General features: G+C 31.5%; 15 protein-coding genes. 12 read left to right on the top strand and 3 right to left on the bottom strand.

From position 1 onward, the window contains the following. Window positions 1–43: 43 nt before the first annotated feature. Window positions 44–2,005, bottom strand: a complete 1,962-nt coding sequence (locus M4L39_RS14330; protein WP_277582602.1) for an IucA/IucC family protein — start codon at window positions 2,003–2,005, stop codon at window positions 44–46. 439 nt (window positions 2,006–2,444) lie between these two features. Here M4L39_RS14330 and M4L39_RS14325 point away from each other — a divergent pair, with 439 nt between their 5' ends. The 6 genes from M4L39_RS14325 (at window position 2,445) to M4L39_RS14300 (ending at window position 9,962) form a co-directional block, all read left to right on the top strand. Continuing rightward, window positions 2,445–4,202: an IucA/IucC family protein gene (locus M4L39_RS14325; protein ID WP_277582601.1), complete on the top strand. Its 1,758-nt coding sequence runs from the start codon at window positions 2,445–2,447 to the stop codon at window positions 4,200–4,202. A gap of 2 nt (window positions 4,203–4,204) precedes the next feature. Further along, window positions 4,205–5,266 (top strand): alanine racemase, encoded by a 1,062-nt coding sequence (locus tag M4L39_RS14320; RefSeq protein ID WP_277582600.1) that lies wholly within the window; start codon window positions 4,205–4,207, stop codon window positions 5,264–5,266. Between the two features lie 95 nt (window positions 5,267–5,361). Further along, window positions 5,362–6,372 (top strand): ABC transporter substrate-binding protein, encoded by a 1,011-nt coding sequence (locus tag M4L39_RS14315; RefSeq protein ID WP_277582599.1) that lies wholly within the window; start codon window positions 5,362–5,364, stop codon window positions 6,370–6,372. Between the two features lie 12 nt (window positions 6,373–6,384). Further along, window positions 6,385–7,419: a FecCD family ABC transporter permease gene (locus tag M4L39_RS14310; RefSeq protein WP_277582598.1), complete on the top strand. Its 1,035-nt coding sequence runs from the start codon at window positions 6,385–6,387 to the stop codon at window positions 7,417–7,419. Next, window positions 7,416–8,378, top strand: coding sequence for a FecCD family ABC transporter permease (locus M4L39_RS14305; RefSeq protein WP_277582597.1), 963 nt, complete (start codon window positions 7,416–7,418; stop codon window positions 8,376–8,378). Before M4L39_RS14310 ends, M4L39_RS14305 begins: the two co-directional genes overlap by 4 nt. Before the next feature lie 210 nt (window positions 8,379–8,588). Next, window positions 8,589–9,962: a YjiH family protein gene (locus M4L39_RS14300; protein WP_277582596.1), complete on the top strand. Its 1,374-nt coding sequence runs from the start codon at window positions 8,589–8,591 to the stop codon at window positions 9,960–9,962. A 268-nt stretch (window positions 9,963–10,230) separates the two neighbouring features. Here the strand turns inward: M4L39_RS14300 and M4L39_RS14295 are convergent, their stop codons facing one another. Both M4L39_RS14295 and M4L39_RS14290 read right to left on the bottom strand, forming a co-directional pair. Next, on the bottom strand, window positions 10,231–10,545 hold the full coding sequence (locus M4L39_RS14295; protein WP_046465798.1) for a heme oxygenase: 315 nt from the start codon (window positions 10,543–10,545) through the stop codon (window positions 10,231–10,233). 169 nt (window positions 10,546–10,714) lie between these two features. Further along, complete coding sequence (locus M4L39_RS14290) at window positions 10,715–10,975, bottom strand: hypothetical protein (RefSeq protein WP_277582595.1); 261 nt, start codon at window positions 10,973–10,975, stop codon at window positions 10,715–10,717. A gap of 176 nt (window positions 10,976–11,151) precedes the next feature. On the opposite strand from M4L39_RS14290, the gene M4L39_RS14285 reads away from it, so the two are divergent. The 6 genes from M4L39_RS14285 (at window position 11,152) to M4L39_RS14260 (ending at window position 17,458) form a co-directional block, all read left to right on the top strand. Beyond that, a complete protein-coding gene (locus tag M4L39_RS14285; protein WP_277582594.1) occupies window positions 11,152–11,646 on the top strand; it encodes a metal-dependent hydrolase in 495 nt (164 codons plus the stop codon). Window positions 11,647–11,770: 124 nt separating this feature from the next. Next, window positions 11,771–12,958 carry a UTP--glucose-1-phosphate uridylyltransferase gene (locus M4L39_RS14280; RefSeq protein WP_277582593.1) on the top strand — a complete coding sequence of 396 codons (1,188 nt, stop codon included), beginning with the start codon at window positions 11,771–11,773 and terminating at the stop codon, window positions 12,956–12,958. Window positions 12,959–12,976: 18 nt separating this feature from the next. Further along, window positions 12,977–13,660, top strand: a complete 684-nt coding sequence (trhA, locus tag M4L39_RS14275) for a PAQR family membrane homeostasis protein TrhA (RefSeq protein ID WP_277582592.1) — start codon at window positions 12,977–12,979, stop codon at window positions 13,658–13,660. A 376-nt stretch (window positions 13,661–14,036) separates the two neighbouring features. Further along, window positions 14,037–15,377, top strand: a complete 1,341-nt coding sequence (gene sdrM / locus M4L39_RS14270) for a multidrug efflux MFS transporter SdrM (protein ID WP_277582591.1) — start codon at window positions 14,037–14,039, stop codon at window positions 15,375–15,377. 224 nt (window positions 15,378–15,601) lie between these two features. After that, window positions 15,602–16,054: a SepA family multidrug efflux transporter gene (locus M4L39_RS14265; RefSeq protein WP_277582590.1), complete on the top strand. Its 453-nt coding sequence runs from the start codon at window positions 15,602–15,604 to the stop codon at window positions 16,052–16,054. A gap of 339 nt (window positions 16,055–16,393) precedes the next feature. Further along, on the top strand, window positions 16,394–17,458 hold the full coding sequence (locus M4L39_RS14260) for an Mrp/NBP35 family ATP-binding protein (protein ID WP_277582589.1): 1,065 nt from the start codon (window positions 16,394–16,396) through the stop codon (window positions 17,456–17,458). The last annotated feature ends 363 nt before the right edge of the window (window positions 17,459–17,821 follow it).

Raw genomic sequence — 17,821 nt, 5'->3', positions numbered from 1 at the left:
GCATTTGGTTTTTTTATTATTTATATAGACTTAATATACTGTTTTAAAGAGATGCATGACCTCGGTGTAATGGATTATTAACTTGTATATAAGTATAAACATCTGCTTCATCTTCTAGTCTCATCGTGGTTACACATTTATAGTCAATTTCAGGCGCAAATAATAGTGCTCTAATTTCATCGATTCTTTTAGAATCATCCATAGTATCAGCGATAACATTTAACTTGGTATTTAATAGGTCACTTATGGTTGACCAAATGCTTTGTTCTAAATCATCAATAGCACTAGATTTTGCTAAAGTGCAGATTAATTCTCCAAGATGGTTTTGAATACTAGAATAAAAGACTTTATTAAAAACAGTTTGTGGTTGATTCGTTAAAATTAAGGATTTCTCATGAAAATTTTGAGTTCTATATCCCATGTGATTCAAGTAAGCTTCATCAATGCGTAAACCTTCAAAATCACGAACATATAATTTGTTTAACGAGCCATCACTATTAAATGTAGCGATAGTATTTTGTAAATGTGCTTCAAGAGCGATGCCGTATTTAATGTATAAAGGTAACATAATATCAATTAGTGCTTGACTATACTGTTCCATCCAAGCGATACATGCTTCTTTATAAGAATCAAAAGCATGTGTTTGTGCATACTTTTTGATAAGTGTATTGATAGGTGTTTCATAGTTATAAACATAGTTGGCAACTAAACTTGATGGGATCATAGGCGTTGTTTTATTATCAATAACATCATAAATATTAGTTCTAAATAACGAACCTAATTGTTCACTTCTCATAGTTTGGATATCATGTGAATCGGCTGATTTAAAAAAATGGATGCCAGCAATTTCATCGATCGTATCGCCAGCAATATTATGAAATAAGGTATCGCTATGTTTAATGTCATTCAAAATTTGTGTGACTTGAGGGCCGTTAATTGTTGTTTGTTCAGATAAAGTTCTAATTTCACCTGTGATGTGCACATTAGTTGATAGTTTAATGTGGGGGGAAGTTATAGGCAACATTGGCATTAGTGTTCTAAACGAAAGACCAGCGTAATAATCAAGTTGGTAATGAATTGGAATAATGTGCTTTGTATTAAGCTCATTTCCATATTGATTTATTAATACTTCATTATATTGCCACGGATGCACGACCATGACATAGTATGTATCTATACGCTCAGAGCCAACTGCTTTTAAAACTTCAGAATATAAGCCTTCGAATAAACCATATATAGTGTCATTGTAATTATTGGATAATGATTCAACTTTTGCAATATCTTTATGTACTAAGATAAATTTTAAGTCTATAGTATTGTTGAACTCAGATGAATAATTAATTGTAGTTTCGGGTGTCATACCTTTTCGCAATTTTGCACCTGGATGTAAGGGATGTCCTTCAACAACTGCTTGTTCAGATCTTAAATAACTATCTTCTGCTTCAATAATTAATTCGCCGAGTGGCATAGTTTCATTGGCTAAGGTAATCATTTGAAAACTAAGTGAAATAGCCATATTAGCTACGCTATTATCTATATCTTCTCTAAATTGATGACTTGCATCATTATCAAGTGCAGGTGCTTCGGTTAAAATACAAGTTAATATCTCATTAGGATGTATAATTCTTTCAAAGTTATCATTATTTTCAAAATAAAAGGGTCCTTCAACATCAATTCTATCAAAGGCATGTAGTCCAGTAATAGGCGCATATAAAGTCTTTTGAGCATGTGGAAAATGTATTTTTAGTGTTTGTACTTGCTGAGTTGCTAAGTTTACTGGTACATCTTTTGTTGCAATGATGTGACTATAATCGCGACTATTAACTAAGTTTTCTCGATGTAAAGATATGATGAGCCGCTGAGATATTTTATCTCTACTAACTAATAACGTTTTAACAAATGCATCCCGCCATTCATAATTGATAGATTCTAAATAGGTCAAGGCATATTGTTCATCGTCAGTAAGTTTATTAATTGAACTGTTAAAGTTTATGTTTGAATTCATAAAGCACCTCTTAAAATTATTTTACAAAAACATAAGGTATTTATATAATCTATATTAACTACATTGATAATTGTTATCAATTATAAAAATAAACGTGTAAGTTGTGAGACAGCGTTTTTTAGCTTATTTCTACTAATTATATGAAGATGTGAAAGATAACAGTTTCATCATTTATATTTACCACTTTTTTATATATTTTAACATCCTAAAGTGAGCGGATACCGTATAATTTATTTTTCTGTACTGTGTTGATTTGGAAAATAAAGGGAAAATAATGAGTATTAAAATGTAGAGTAGAAGTAAATTACTTTAGGTACAATGATAATACGCTTTGTAGTAGCATTTTTAGAAATGATTAATATAATAGGGCTGAGCACGTTCGTGATTGCAATATTATTCATTATCATAAATAGACCGAGAAAAATGGAGGCAATGTTGTATGATGCATCAGACATGGCAATCTGCAGATAAAACCGTACAGTATCGTATTTATAATGCGATTATTAAGGAACATATCTTTCCTGATAAAATGATAGTTAATGAGTTTGAAGACTGTATTGAACTACAATATCATGGACAACTTTTACAAGTAACTAAAGCACGTAAAAATGCGATGAAACGATATGTATTTAGAGGAGTGATACGTTACATCAGGGGTAACGCTATGATGGAAATCGAAACTGTAGAACAATTGCTCGACGTATTGGATAAACGATTTGATATACCAATTAGTAACAGATTAAGAGAAGAACTCATTTCTAGTAGAGACGGTTTCGCATTGACGTATAATCATTTTTCTAATAGACAAGCATTGATTCATGCAACATTAAAATTTTCGAGAATGCCTGAAACTATCAATTTCTTTACCTGGTTAAAACATTTTGAGGATTCAGAAGAAATTAATGATTTAACTTATTCGGAAAGCATAGTTGTAGAAGGACATCCAACGCATCCTCTGTCTAAAACAAAATTGCCCTTAACAGATGAAGAAGTGAAATTATATGCGCCAGAATTTGAAAAGATTATTGCATTAAAAGTAATGCTTATTCATAAAGCAGATTGTATTACAACGTCAATGGAAGATGATGAACAATATATTTTGAATCACATTATTCCTGAATATCGTTATAAACTCAAAGCATTTTTAGAACCGTACCAATTTGAGCTAGATGATTATAGAGTAATCCTCGTACACCCCTGGCAATATGACAATGTAATTGTGCATCAATTTTCGAAGTGGATAAAAGAAGGGAGATTATTACCTACCCCATTTGATGTAGAATCAAAAGCAACGTTATCATTTAGAACAATGGCGTTAATCAATAAGCCTTTTCATATTAAATTACCAGTTAATATTCAAGCTACGAGTGCCGTTAGAACCGTTTCTGCTGTGACAACAGTAGATGGGCCTAAACTCAGTTATGAATTACAAGATATGTTAGAGCTACACCCACAATTACAAGTCGCTTTGGAACCTTATGGTATTCATGTAAATATAGATGACGATACCGCACGTCAATTGGCTTGCATAGTGAGACACAAACCTTATATCGTAGATAATGGAACGACATTGGTGACAGCCAGTTTAGTTAATAAAAATCCAGTTGATAACAAAGTTGTTGTAGATAGTTACTTGGAGTGGATTGGAGAAGGACCTACATCAATTGCCATCAAACAATTTTTGAGTAGTTATGCGAAAACGTTAATCGAACCGTTAATTGCATATATACAAGATTATGGTATCGCCTTAGAAGCGCATATGCAAAATACGATTGTTAATCTTGGCCCAAATTATCAAATGAAATTGATCATTAGAGATTTAGGTGGTTTAAGAATAGATTTAGAGACTTTAAAGTTTAAATTACCTCATATTGATGTGAATAATACAAGTCTCATTGCTGAAAATATTGAATCGGTTATCGAAAAATTTCAACATTCGGTAATTCAAAATCAAATCGCAGAACTTATTCATCATTTTTCAAAATATGAACAAGTAGATGAAACGATGTTATTCGAATTAGTTGGGAACATAGTAGACGAAGCGATAGATCCACAAAAAGCACATGCTCAAGTCTTGAAAGCAGTTTTATTTGGACCTACAATTTCAGTCAAAGCATTGCTGCGCATGAGAATGGAAAGTAAAGTGAAACAGTACGTAACGATAAAATTAAAGAATCCATTATATAAAGAGGTGTAAACATGGCACGATTACAGATTAATTTATCTAAAGTTCAATATAACGCCCATGTATTAAACTCCTTGTTCAGTCAAAATAATATTTGTTTTACACCTGTAACCAAATGTGTGGGTGGAGATAGCAAAATTATAGAAGCCTTAAAAGACATTGGTATTACACACTTTGCAGATGCAAGAATTGATAATATTACTAAGAGTAAAGACCCAAATATATCTTTTGCAATGATTGGAACTACAAATCAATATGAACTCGAAGATGTGGTGCGTTTTACGAATATAAGTATTCAAACTGAGATGGCGACGATTCGACAATTAAATGATCTTGCAGGTAAGCAACAAGTGAAGCACCAAATTTTACTTATGGTGGATTGGAAAGATGCAAGAGAAGGTATTTTAACTTATGATGTGGTTGGTTATATTAAAGAAATAATTCATATGCATCATCTTAATATTGCAGGATTAGCATTTAATTTTATGTGTTTCCAATCGAATGCACCTACAGATGAAGATGTGGAAATGATTAATCAATTTGTGAATTCTATTGAAGAATTGACCCATATAAGATTTAAAATCATTTCAGGTGGTAATTCGAGTTTGTTAACTCAAATGACCTATAGTGATTTAGGAAAAATTAACGAATTAAGAATAGGTGAAACGCTCTTCAGAGGAATTGAGATTACAACAAATCACCCAATCGCAATGTTATATCAAGATACAATTATTTTAGAAGCAGAAATTGTAGAGATTAAGCCACGTGTAAACATTGCTACAGGTAAACAATATTTACAAGCCATCATTGATATTGGTAATTTAGATACTTACGTCGAAGAGATTATACCTATGCATCATCAAGTGAAAATAATAGGTGCTACAAGTGATCATGTCATGATCGATTTATTAAATCAGGATTTTTATCAACTAGGAGACAAAATACAATTTAGTTTAGGTTATAAAGCTTTAGCACAAAGCATGTACATGCCTAATTTAACAAAAGCATATATACGGGACGCGGGTATTGAGCAAGCATGTACCAATATTACAAATCAAGTGTTTAATTCATTGTAAAAAAATATTAAAAGTTAATTAAAAATATGTTGACAACGATAATCATTCTCAATAAAATTAGGTATGTAAATATACACATCTAAGGAGTGACAACGATGAAGCATAGTTTTAAATTTATGAGTGTGCTTATATTAGCTTTGACAGTAGTATTATTGACCGCTTGTGGAAGTGGTAACGATAAAGACTCTGGGGAATCTAAAAGGGATAACGCTAATAAAGTTGACGTGATGATTAAACATGATGGCGGTACAACAAAGCTTGATAAAAATCCTGAGCGAGTCGTAGCGTTAGAATTTTCATATGTAGACGCACTTGTAGCTTTAGATATAAAACCAGTGGGTATAGCAGATGATGGTAAAAAGGATAGAATATTAAAACCAATTCGTGAAAAAATTGGTGATTATAAATCAGTTGGTTTACGTAAACAGCCTAACTTAGAAGAGATTAGTAATCAAAAACCAGATTTAATTATAGCTGATACCAATAGACATAAAGGCATACAAAAAGATTTAGAAAAAATTGCACCGACTATTCTACTGCCAAGTTTTGATAGTGACTATAAAGATAATTTAGATGCATTTAAAACAATTGCGAAAGCAGTAGGCGAAGAAGATAAAGGAAAAAAAAGATTAAAAGAACATCAGGATTTAATGTCAGAATACAGTAAAGAAATTACTATGGATAAATCTGAGCCAGTGTTAGCTACTGTTATTGCAAAATCAGGATTATTATCTCATCCTGAAAATACTTATGTTGGTGAGCTGCTAAAAGAGCTTGGTTTTAAGAACGCATTAAATAAAACAGAAACCGATAATCTGGCTAAATACTTAAAAGGTCCTTACTTACAATTAAATTCTGAAGTACTTTCAGATATTAACCCAGGACGAATGTTTATCATGGTTGATGAAGGAAAAGAAGACCCGAATTTGAAAAAACAAGAACAAGATCCAGTGTGGAAAAACCTAGACGCAGTGAAAAATAACAAAGTATCTGTTTTTGATCGAAATACTTGGGCACGAGCACGTGGTATTATTTCTTCTGAAGAAATAGCAAAACAACTCGTAGAAGTTTCTAAAACCAAAAATAATGATAAACAACAAAAATAGGGTGGATGGTAAATGGCTAAAGTAAAGCGTATTAGTCAAACCAACAGGTCTGAAAGCAAAATGCCAAAACGCACAGCGCTCATATTCATTGTGAGTGTGGGTGCGCTTTTTGTTATGATGTATTTTAATTTAACTGTTGGTGCTTCACACATTACAACGAAGGATTTTATAGATTATCTGTGGATACACGATCAAACGAAACAAACATTTTTAATTCATAATGTGCGTATGCCTAGAATGATTGCGGCACTATTCATTGGTGCAGACCTTGGCGTGGCAGGATTACTCATGCAAGCTATGACGAGAAATCCTTTGGCATCGCCTCAAATATTTGGCGTTAACTCGGGTGCTTCTTTCGTTATCGTATTTATTACGATGCTTATACCTGCCTTCACACCATTTGCTACAATACTAGCATTTTTTGGCGCGTTTGTAGGTGGTTTAACAGTTTATCTGCTATCAGGATTTACAAAAGGAATAACACCAATTAAGTTAGCACTAGCAGGTATGGCCATTCATTTATTTTTTACAAGTATGACTCAAGGAATTATTCTACTTAACGAACATGCAACTTCTACAGTTATGTTTTGGCTTGTAGGTTCATTATCTACTATCAACTGGACACAAATTTTAAGCATCTTACCTTGGCTTATTATTGCTTTTATTGGGACTATTATGATAGCAAAACAATTATCAATTATGGAGCTAGGTGAACAGTTAGCTACATCTTTAGGACAAAATGTAAAAGTAGTGAGAATTATTATAGCTATACTTGTTATTTTATTAGCAGGCACTTCTGTTTCAGTGGCGGGTCCTATTGGCTTCGTAGGATTAATCGTCCCACATATTGTTAAATATTATGTACATACAAATTATAGGGTGATGATCCCTTTAGCTATAATTATTAGTGCAGACTTATTATTGCTATCTGATGTACTCAGTAGATTAATTGCATTTCCATTTGAATCGCCTGTAGGTATTGTTACTTCATTTGTAGGTGCATTTTACTTCCTAGCAATTACTGCTAAAGGAGTGGATCGCATATGAATAGTAGACTTATATTACAATATACGATTGTAACGATATTACTTGTTATTTTTGCAATTGGATCATTGTCGATAGGTTCAGTATTTATACATCCTGTTGAAGCGGTTAAAAGTTTATTTTTACAAGATAACTTTATTTTAAATGAGTATCGAGTGCCACGAATGTGCTTAGCATTGATTGTTGGTAGTAGCTTAGCAATTTCTGGTGCTCTGATACAGGGTGTTGTAAGAAATGCACTTGCATCACCAGATGTTATTGGTATTACAAAAGGTGCGAGTTTGTCCGCTGTTATGGTTATAATGTTATTCCCTACAGCGCCATTATATATTTTGCCATTTAGTTCTTTCTTTGGCGCATTTTGTATTAGTTTGATTTTGACTATGTTAATATTTAAATTTAATATGAAAGGTTCCAAAATAGCATTAATTGGTTTAGCAATAGGTGCAATTTGTACGGCGATTGTTCAATACATGTTAATACGTAATCCACTAGATGCAAATATTGCATTAGTTTGGCTTACTGGAAGTTTATACGGTCACAACATGTCGAACCTATCGGTGATATTACCATGGTTTATTATTACCTTACCGCTCATTTTTTATTACTGTCATCAGTTAGATATATTAATGCTTGGTGACGATGTAGCCCTGGGACTAGGGTCTAAAATTAAAAAGATTAAAATGATTTTATTATTTTTAGCAGTAGCTTTAGCAGGCGCTTCAATTTCATTCGTCGGAGGGTTAAGTTTTCTTGGACTGATTGCACCGCATATAGCACGGCGAATAGTTGGCCATAAACATATCCACATCATCATTATGTCAGGTTTGATTGGTGCGCTTATACTGTCAATTAGTGATGGCCTAGCAAGAGGTATTCATCCACCTATCGATATTCCTGTCGGTGTAATCGTTGCTATTGTCGGCGTTCCATACTTTTTATTTTTAATAAGAAAAATATAAGGCAAAAATAAATTGCAAAAGTAAGCGTTTTCATATAAAGTATAATTGACCCTAAATAATATGAGGGTCAATTATTTTATTTATACATATACAAGAAGACAATAAAAACCTAAATTTATTGATTTACATATTTATACATAATAGGTTATAATTATTGCTGTTGCTTTTTTAAGTGTATATAAAAATATAAACACCTAAGGGGTGAATGAAATGAATAAATATAGTAAATCGCAATTAGTACGAGGCAGATTAAAATTTATTGTCATGTCATTGATTGGTATTATCTTGTTTTTAGTACCTATTACTGTGACTGAAGATGGTACGAAACAAACCACATTACCCGTCGCACTTTTAGCTGGACTATTGAAAGATGCTCTTGGGAGTGCCATGCCATTAATTATTGTTTTGATTATCACAATATCAGGCATATTATCGATTTTATGTTCCACAATATTGAAAAATAAATTAGAACCAGAGGGACTTTTATATAACGCATTTAATGTAAAAATCGTCTGGTTGTTATTAAGAATATTAGCAGTTATCTTTGTATGGATGACTTATTTGAAAGTCGGCACGGAAGTGATTTATTCTGCAGACACTGGCGGGCTTGTATTTGAAAGTCTGTTACCAACATTAGTTGCTGTGTTCTTATTTGCAGCATTGTTCTTACCATTACTTATGGAATATGGACTATTAGAATTTTTAGGGCCAATCTTTAGACCAATTATGAGACCTTTATTTACATTGCCAGGACGTTCTACAGTAGATAATCTAGCATCGTTTATCGGTGATGGCACAGTAGGGGTTTTAATAACAAGTAAACAATATGAAAGTGGTTTTTATTCTAGGCGTGAGGCAACAGTTATTGCTACTACTTTTAGTGTAGTATCTATAACATTTGCAATCGTCATTGCGGAAACCGTACATATGGAAAATCATTTCTTCTATTTTTACTTCTCAGTTATCGTTTCGTGTATTGTTTGTGCGTTAATTTTGCCAAGAGTTTGGCCATTAAAATCTATCAAAGACGAATACTCAAAAGAAGTATCTGAAGAAATGAGAACTGAAAAATTGCCTGAAAATAAAACTGCATTAAGTCACGGTTTTGATATGGCTACAGAAACAGGTATCAATGCACCAGGATTCAAATCATTTTTCAAATCGGGACTTAAAACAGTTGTAGATATGTGGTTTGTTATTTTACCAGTTGTTATGAGTATTGGTACACTAGCGACAATCGTTGCAACTTATACACCAATATTCGCAATTATAGGTAAACCATTTGTACCATATTTAGAATTACTGCAAATTCCTGAAGCTGCTCAAGCATCAGAAACAATATTAATAGGCTTTGCCGATATGTTTTTACCTTCTATATTAATTGAAGGCGTAGGCAATGATATTACATTATTCGTTATCGGTGCATTAAGTATTAGTCAGTTAATCTACTTATCAGAAGTAGGTGGGGTGATACTAGGATCAAAAATTCCAGTCAGTATCTTCAAACTATTTGTTATTTTCTTAATCAGAACAATTATTGCATTACCGATCATAGCGTTGATGGCGCATCTATATTTTAATTAGTTTAAAATTGATTATGAAATATTAAAAAGCAACAATAGAACATGAATACAATAAAAACAATGACAGTTAATTTCTAAAGGGAATCTTAATTGTCATTGTTTTTTAGTTATTGTATAAATATTGCTTTGATTATAAAAAAGCCCCTAATAGTTAGATTAAAAAACCTAATTTGGGGGGCGTGTAGCGATATTTATTGTTCTGCTATAACAACCAATGAACGAAAAAATTCATCTGTTTAAGTTGTATTTAAACTTGCAAACGTATTTGATTAATTAAGCGTTGATAAAACATTAGCTTTAACAACTTTATTGCCTATAACTGGTGAATCTTCACTTTTAGATTTTGATTTACCAGCGTGTGCTTCTTTAAAAGCATCACTCTCAAGCCATGCCTTGAAGTTATCTTCAGAATCCCACCAAGTATTCACATACATCTGGTCGTGGTCCGTTTCGTCTTCAATTAGCCAAACTTCAACTTTACGGAAGCCTTCTAATTCATTGATTTTGCCTTTTTTAGTAAAATTAGGCGCCATTTTCTCTGCAAAACCTTTTTTAACATCAATTCTATTTGTAACAACATACATGATATGCACCCGCTTTCTCAGATTTAGCTATAGTATATCATCATTGTGAATTAGAGGTTAATTGATAACCCTTATTGATTCTATTTACGCTTAAGACGTAATTAATATAAAAAAGACGAAATTCTAAGTGGGATTAGAATTTCGTCTTTTTGTTGTTCATTGTTTATTACTATTTTGTTACTTCATTATATACTTTTTGATCATTTTGCGTATAAATAATGTATTCATGGTCATTAGTGTCGATGATAACACGGTTTGTTTTTCCAAAAGTAGAACCAATTCTCGAAACTTTATCTCTATCTAATTTAGGAATTTCATGGATATTTTGATCTTGTGAAATGTTCTTAATATCATTTGTTGGAATCTTAATATCTGCAACTCTCCATTGAATTCTTACTTCATTGTTATCTTTTTTAACTGTCATTGCCATATCTAGAACACATCCTTTAATTAATTTATAGCTACATCATACAACAACATGCAATCGTTTTCAAGTTATTGTGTGATACTTTTTTTAAATACGTTATACTCAATGTTTTTTACGAAAGTATGTTCGCATTGATATAAAAGATATGATAAAATATATTGCGATAAGGAGAAGTGAAAATGACAGGTAAAACCCACGCATCATGCGGTTTATTAGTAGGCGCATTAACTATAGAATATTTCCATACAGATTTGTTTACATCAATTACGGTTATAACGCTTGCAGTCATCTCAAGTTTATTACCTGATATTTGCCATGCACAAAGTAAAATTGGTAGACGATTAAAAGTTTTGAGCTTTTTTATTAGAATATTATTTGGTCACAGGACATTTACACACTCACTATTATTTATTTCAATTATAATTTGTTTATTATATGCTATTCAAACGCCAATTTATTATTTAATTACCATTATATTAGGATTGCTATCTCATGTTATACTAGATATGTTAACACCTAGGGGAGTTAAATTTTTATATCCTATCCCAATCAGTGTGAAATTCCCTTTGGTTTTTAAAACAGGTGGTCTCGTTGATTTATCACTTGCGAGTGCGTTAACTATAGGCGCAACTTATGTGATTTTTCAGCCGTTTATTAATCAACTGTTTTTTTAAATGGTTATGATTAAGGTTGTGCATATAATCATAATAATATAAAGTACAAATAGTAAAATTATATATTCAAGTCAGTAATAAGATATTATTTTTATCTAATATTTGAATATTAAGGAGAGAGAACATGCTAGATAAGAAAGGTTTAGAAAAGTTTAATCAAGACCATTTAATTGAATTTGAAAAACTAATGAGTACAAATGAGAAGGAACAATTAGCTAATAAAGTAGACTCTTTAAACTTATCTGATATTCAAGATTTATATGAAGATTTATATGTAAATAAAAAAGTGATTGATGACGTTTCTTCTATTAATGAAGTTAAATATGATATTAAGAATGATTTTACAGAAGATGAAATCAAAAAATATGAAGAAGTTGGTTTAGACGCAATTCAAAAAGGCAAATTTGCAGTTTTATTAATGGCAGGTGGACAAGGGACACGTTTAGGTTATAAAGGGCCTAAAGGTTCGTTTGAAATTGAAGGTGTTAGCTTATTTGAAATTCAGGCACAACAATTAATAGCATTAAAAGAGCAAACAGGTGTAGCTGTCGATTGGTACATCATGACTAGCAAAGTAAATGACAAAGAAACACAACTATTTTTCGAAGGTAAAGATTATTTTGGATACGATAAATCTCGTGTACACTTTTTCAAGCAAGAAAACATTGTTGCCTTATCAGAAGAAGGCAAGTTAGTTTTAGACGTAGATGGTAATATTCTAGAAACGCCTAACGGTAATGGTGGTGTGTTTAAATCACTCAAAAATTCAGGCTATTTAGATGAAATGACAGACAATGGTGTGGAATATATTTTCTTGAATAATATTGATAACGTACTTGTAAAAGTATTGGACCCATTATTCGCAGGTTATACGTTCCAAAAAAGTATGGACATCACTACGAAGTCAATTCAACCTAAAGAGGGTGAAAGTGTTGGTAGATTAGTTACAGCTAATCAAAAAGATACTGTACTTGAATACTCAGAGTTAGACCCTGAAGTTGCTAATGAATTTAATAATGCCAATATAGGAATACATACATTTAAACTTTTATTTATTAACAATGTAGTTGATTATGCATTGCCATATCACTTAGCGATTAAAAAATTAAAACAGTTAGATGATGACTTTGGCGTAATTGAGCAACCGACACTTAAGTTTGAATTGTTCTATTTTGATATTTTCCAATATGCTAATAGCTTTATTACATTACAAGTGCCGAGAGAAGAAGAATTTTCTCCTTTAAAAAATAAAGAAGGTAAAGATAGTGTTGAAACAGCTACAGCTGATTTGAAACGTATGAATTTGATTTAATAAAAGGTGGTTACACTTATGTCTCATACAGTAGATGTAGATAATAGCAAAGTGGCTAAAACATTTAAAAATATTGTGCCTTTAACATTTGGTGAGGAAATTGGAAATGCAGTTTCACATGGAGCAGCTGCTTTCATTGCATTATGCGTATTGCCGTATGCAGCAATACAAAGTTTTTTGGATCATGGTATATTAGGTTCGTTTAGCGTTTCGCTATATATGATAAGTATTTTTTTAATGCTTATATCTTCAACGGTTTATCATGCGATGCCTAATAATTCATCGCATAAATATATACTCAGAATTATCGATCATAGTATGATATATATCGCAATTGCCGGAACATATACGCCAATATGTTTAGTACTAATTGGTGGTTGGTTGGGATGGACTGCAATGGTAATACTTTGGGGTATTACGCTTTGGGGCATTCTATACAAATCTTTAGCTAAAAATGTTAACCATAAATTGAGCTTAACAATGTATTTAGTTATGGGATGGATTGGTGTTTTATTTTTACCGACAATTATATTTGATTCTTCGGTAGCATTTATGCTATTCATTCTATTCGGTGGGATTGCATACACAGTAGGAGCATGGTTCTATGCACAAAAAGACCGTCCATACTTTCATATGATTTGGCACTTCTTTATAGTGATTGCATCGATATTTCATTTTATAGCTATTTTATATTTTATGTAATTTTAAGAAAAACATATTACGAGTTTGTAGTATTGGGACATCAATACATGTCTCAGACACAATTGTTATATTGGCAGCAGCTGTCTGATATCTAAATGGCTTGTTTCAAGCTTTTAAAGAACTACTTCTTCATTTATGAAGACGAACAGTTCTTATGCAAGAGTTTCAGCTCTTGCATTCCTTTTTATAGTCAGCTTTGTGGGGGCGGGAATATGAAATCAAATTTTAATTTTGATTTCTATCCCGTCTTTTTTTAAAACAAAATTTCATAAGACAATAGTTTTAATTTAACGAAATCGATTTGAATTTATCACAATACCGTAGTTGTCTGATTACGTTTCAAATGATTTTAATATGTTATGCAAGGAGGTAAATTATGAATGTTAAGTCTATAGGAATCGTAGTGGCATTAATATTAATTATGTTTATGTCGGCAATAGAAACATCAATTGTTTCTTTGGCAATCCCTACTATAAAAAATGACTTAAATGTTACTTCATCTATTTCGTTGATTTTTGCAGTTTATTTTATTGCGATTGTCATAGCCAATCCGATTGTGGGAGAACTATTAGATCGAACAAAAATCATTTATATCACGCTTTTAGGATTATTCCTTTTTACTATAGGTAGTTTCTTATCAGGAATAAGTGGCACTTTCAGCATACTTATTATGTCTCGTTTTATACAAGGTTTAGGTGCTGGTGTAATGATGGCGTTGAGTCAAATTGTACCTAAACTTGCTTTTGAAATCCCATTACGTTATAAAATCATGGGAATTGTTGGGAGTGTATGGGGGATATCCAGTATCATTGGTCCAGTTTTAGGAGGAACTATTTTAGAATTTGCAACATGGCACTGGTTATTTTTCGTGAATATTCCGATTGCAATTGCTGCTATGGTATTGGTGATGATAACATTCCATTTTGAAAATGAAAGTACAACTGCAACGAACAAACTAGATGTGAAGGGCTTATCATATTTCTATGTATTGATCTTCTTTTTAATGTTTGCAGTTATGAATAAAACGAATTTATACTTAAACATACTCTCTCTTATCTTAGCTTGTGTAATGGCAGTAATACTTTACAAAAATGAAAAAAGGGTGAAAACACCATTTGTACCAGTTACAGAATTTAATAAGACGATTATTTTAATATTCTTTACTGACTTTGCTTACGCTATTATTCTGATGGGTTACAATTTATATATGCCCATTTATTTGCAAGAAGAAATTGGACTTTCCCCATTACAAAGTGGCTTTGTGATATTTCCAATTTCATTTGCTTGGTTAGCGCTTAACTTCTCACTAGATAAATTAGAGGCTAGAATGAGTAGAAAGGGCTTATATATATTTGCATTTACATTATTAATGCTATGTGGCATTTTAGTATTTATAGGTACTGAATCCCCATTATTTATAGCATTTAGTTTATTACTTGCAGGAGTAAGCTTTGGTACAGTTTATACAAAAGATAGTGTTATAACTCAGGAAGAGACTTCACTAAATAATATGAAACGTATGATGTCACTTTATACACTAACCAAAAGTTTGGGTAATTCAATAGGTTCTACCGTAATGGGTTACGTTTACGCTTTATCATTTACTTTTATCAGTCTACAAATACATAATGTTATCTTACTTAGTTTGATTATCTTGATTATACTAACGATTTTATGGACTGCTTTTTATAAAGAACAGAAACAAGAATCAAACTAGTAAGCTAGATTTATGTAACTAAAACATGATGTACTTTATTTACTAATATTATAATTTGATTAATAGAACTACTTGTTAATTTGTATTTGGTGGTGAGTTGTTATAATGGTAATATAGTTTATGCGATTATAGTTTTAATAATAAAAATCAGCGAGATTGTAATAAAAGTTAGGTAATTATTAAGAGAAATATCGAAATAGAGTAAAAAGGGAGGACAGTAAGCAATGAAATATATAAAATATTTGTTTACAACGCTTATTGTACTTTCGGTATTTATTATTTCTGGCGCTATATTTTTAACATTTTTAGGATTTGGTTTATATGGCTTGAGTAGAATCCTTATCTATTTCCACCTTGCGTATTTTGGTTATAACAAAAACTTTTACGATAACTTAATTTATTATGGTAGTTATATTGTATTAGGTTATTTTAATTTGTTTATAATAGAGAATTTAATGGATTACTTTAGAAAAAAATTACCAGATAACCCATATTTTAAAGGATTAACTTATCATCTAATTACTTTCACTGTAACAACTTTACTATTTTACTTCATAGTGCATATCCATTATGCTCATATAAATATTGATTTTTGGGTGATCGTATTTATCATTGGTCTCTTATTTATATGTAAGGAAATATTTTATCCAGATAGTGAAAATTTAAATGGAAAATAAGCATATTGCTTTAGAAAAGTACTTCAATTAATTGAAGTACTTTAACTGTTGTAATCATGAAGATTAAACATAGCGACTAATATATAGTAGAAACTGAAATACTTTAACTTTATCTTGATAGTTAAAGTAACTATTTAAAAAGGCAAGATTTATATCAATGAAATACAGCAATTACGATAAGCAGTTAGTTTATTTATTCTTTAATAGAGAGTGAAATGAGCTAACTTCTTTTTTAATAAGTAGATTATATTTATACTGAATATAATCTATTTAAAGCAAACTTAAGTTTTGTTTGTTAGAATATAAATAATGATTATTTTATAAAGAGGGGGACGCATTGTGTTAACGACTGAGCAAGTTAAAGAACTTGTTGGAGAATTAAAAGATCCAATAATAAATGTACCTTTAAAAGAAACTGATGGAATAGTAGAGGTTACTATTAAAGAAGAAATAGAGCATGTAAGTGTCAAAATAGCTATGGCTCAATTAGGGGGACAGCCTCAATTAGATTTACAAATGGCCGTAGTAGAAGTGTTAAAAGAAAATGGGGCTAATACAGTTGGTATTAGATTTGAAGAATTACCATCTGATGTAGTAGAACAATATAGAGGTACGAGCGATGACGAGCAACAAACAATAGAAGGATTATTATCTAAAGACAATCCTGTAGAGTTTATAGCCATCGCTTCTGGTAAAGGCGGCGTTGGTAAATCAACAGTAGCAGTCAATTTAGCAGTATCATTAGCTAGAGAAGGTAAAAAAGTTGGCTTAGTTGACGCTGATATTTATGGCTTTAGTGTTCCAGACATGATGGGAATAGATGAAAAACCAGGCGTACAAGGTAAAGAAATCATACCTGTTGAACGACATGGTGTTAAAGTAATTTCAATGGCTTTCTTCGTTGAAGAGAACGCACCAGTTATATGGAGAGGACCAATGTTAGGGAAAATGCTTACGAATTTCTTTGTTGAAGTGCGATGGGGAGATTTAGATTATTTAATTTTAGATTTACCACCAGGCACAGGGGATATTGCTTTAGATGTACATACGATGTTGCCATCAAGTAAAGAAATTATCGTAACAACACCTCATCCTACTGCAGCATTTGTTGCAGCAAGAGCAGGAGCAATGGCAAAACACACGGAACATACAATCTTAGGTGTAATAGAAAACATGTCTTACTTCCAAAGCAAAGAAACTGGAAATAAAGAATATGTATTTGGAACAGGTGGCGGAGAAAAGCTTGCTGAAGAATTACAAACAGACTTATTAGGTCACTTACCATTAGAACAACCATCATGGAATCCAAAAGATTTTGCTCCTTCTATTTATCAACCAGAGGATAGATTAGGAGAAATTTACCAATCAATGGCACAACAAATCATTGAAAAGACTAGAAAATAGTAACATTTGAGGAGTGGGTAGAAATTAATTTAATTTTTATCCACTTTTCTCTTGCATTTTTTTTGAATGGTGGTAGAATTATTTCTTGTGACCAACGAACACACGATACAGTGCAAACGTAATAAATCACAACAAGCAAAATAAGTATTGACTTTCCTTTGCGGAATTGATATTATATAAAAGTCGTCAAAAACGACAAAAACATTATTTAATTCAATTTCGAAAAAGTGTAAAAAATATACTTGAAACTTTATAAGAAATACTTTAATATTATTAAAGTAATGTTAAATGATTGTTAAAAAATATTAATTTTTTATTGACATAACGTCAATTGAAATGGTATAGTAATAAAGCAATTATCCA

It is taken from the genome of Staphylococcus equorum (genome assembly GCF_029531845.1).
Taxonomy (GTDB): domain Bacteria; phylum Bacillota; class Bacilli; order Staphylococcales; family Staphylococcaceae; genus Staphylococcus; species Staphylococcus equorum_C.
This window is presented reverse-complemented; position numbering and strand designations above follow the sequence as displayed.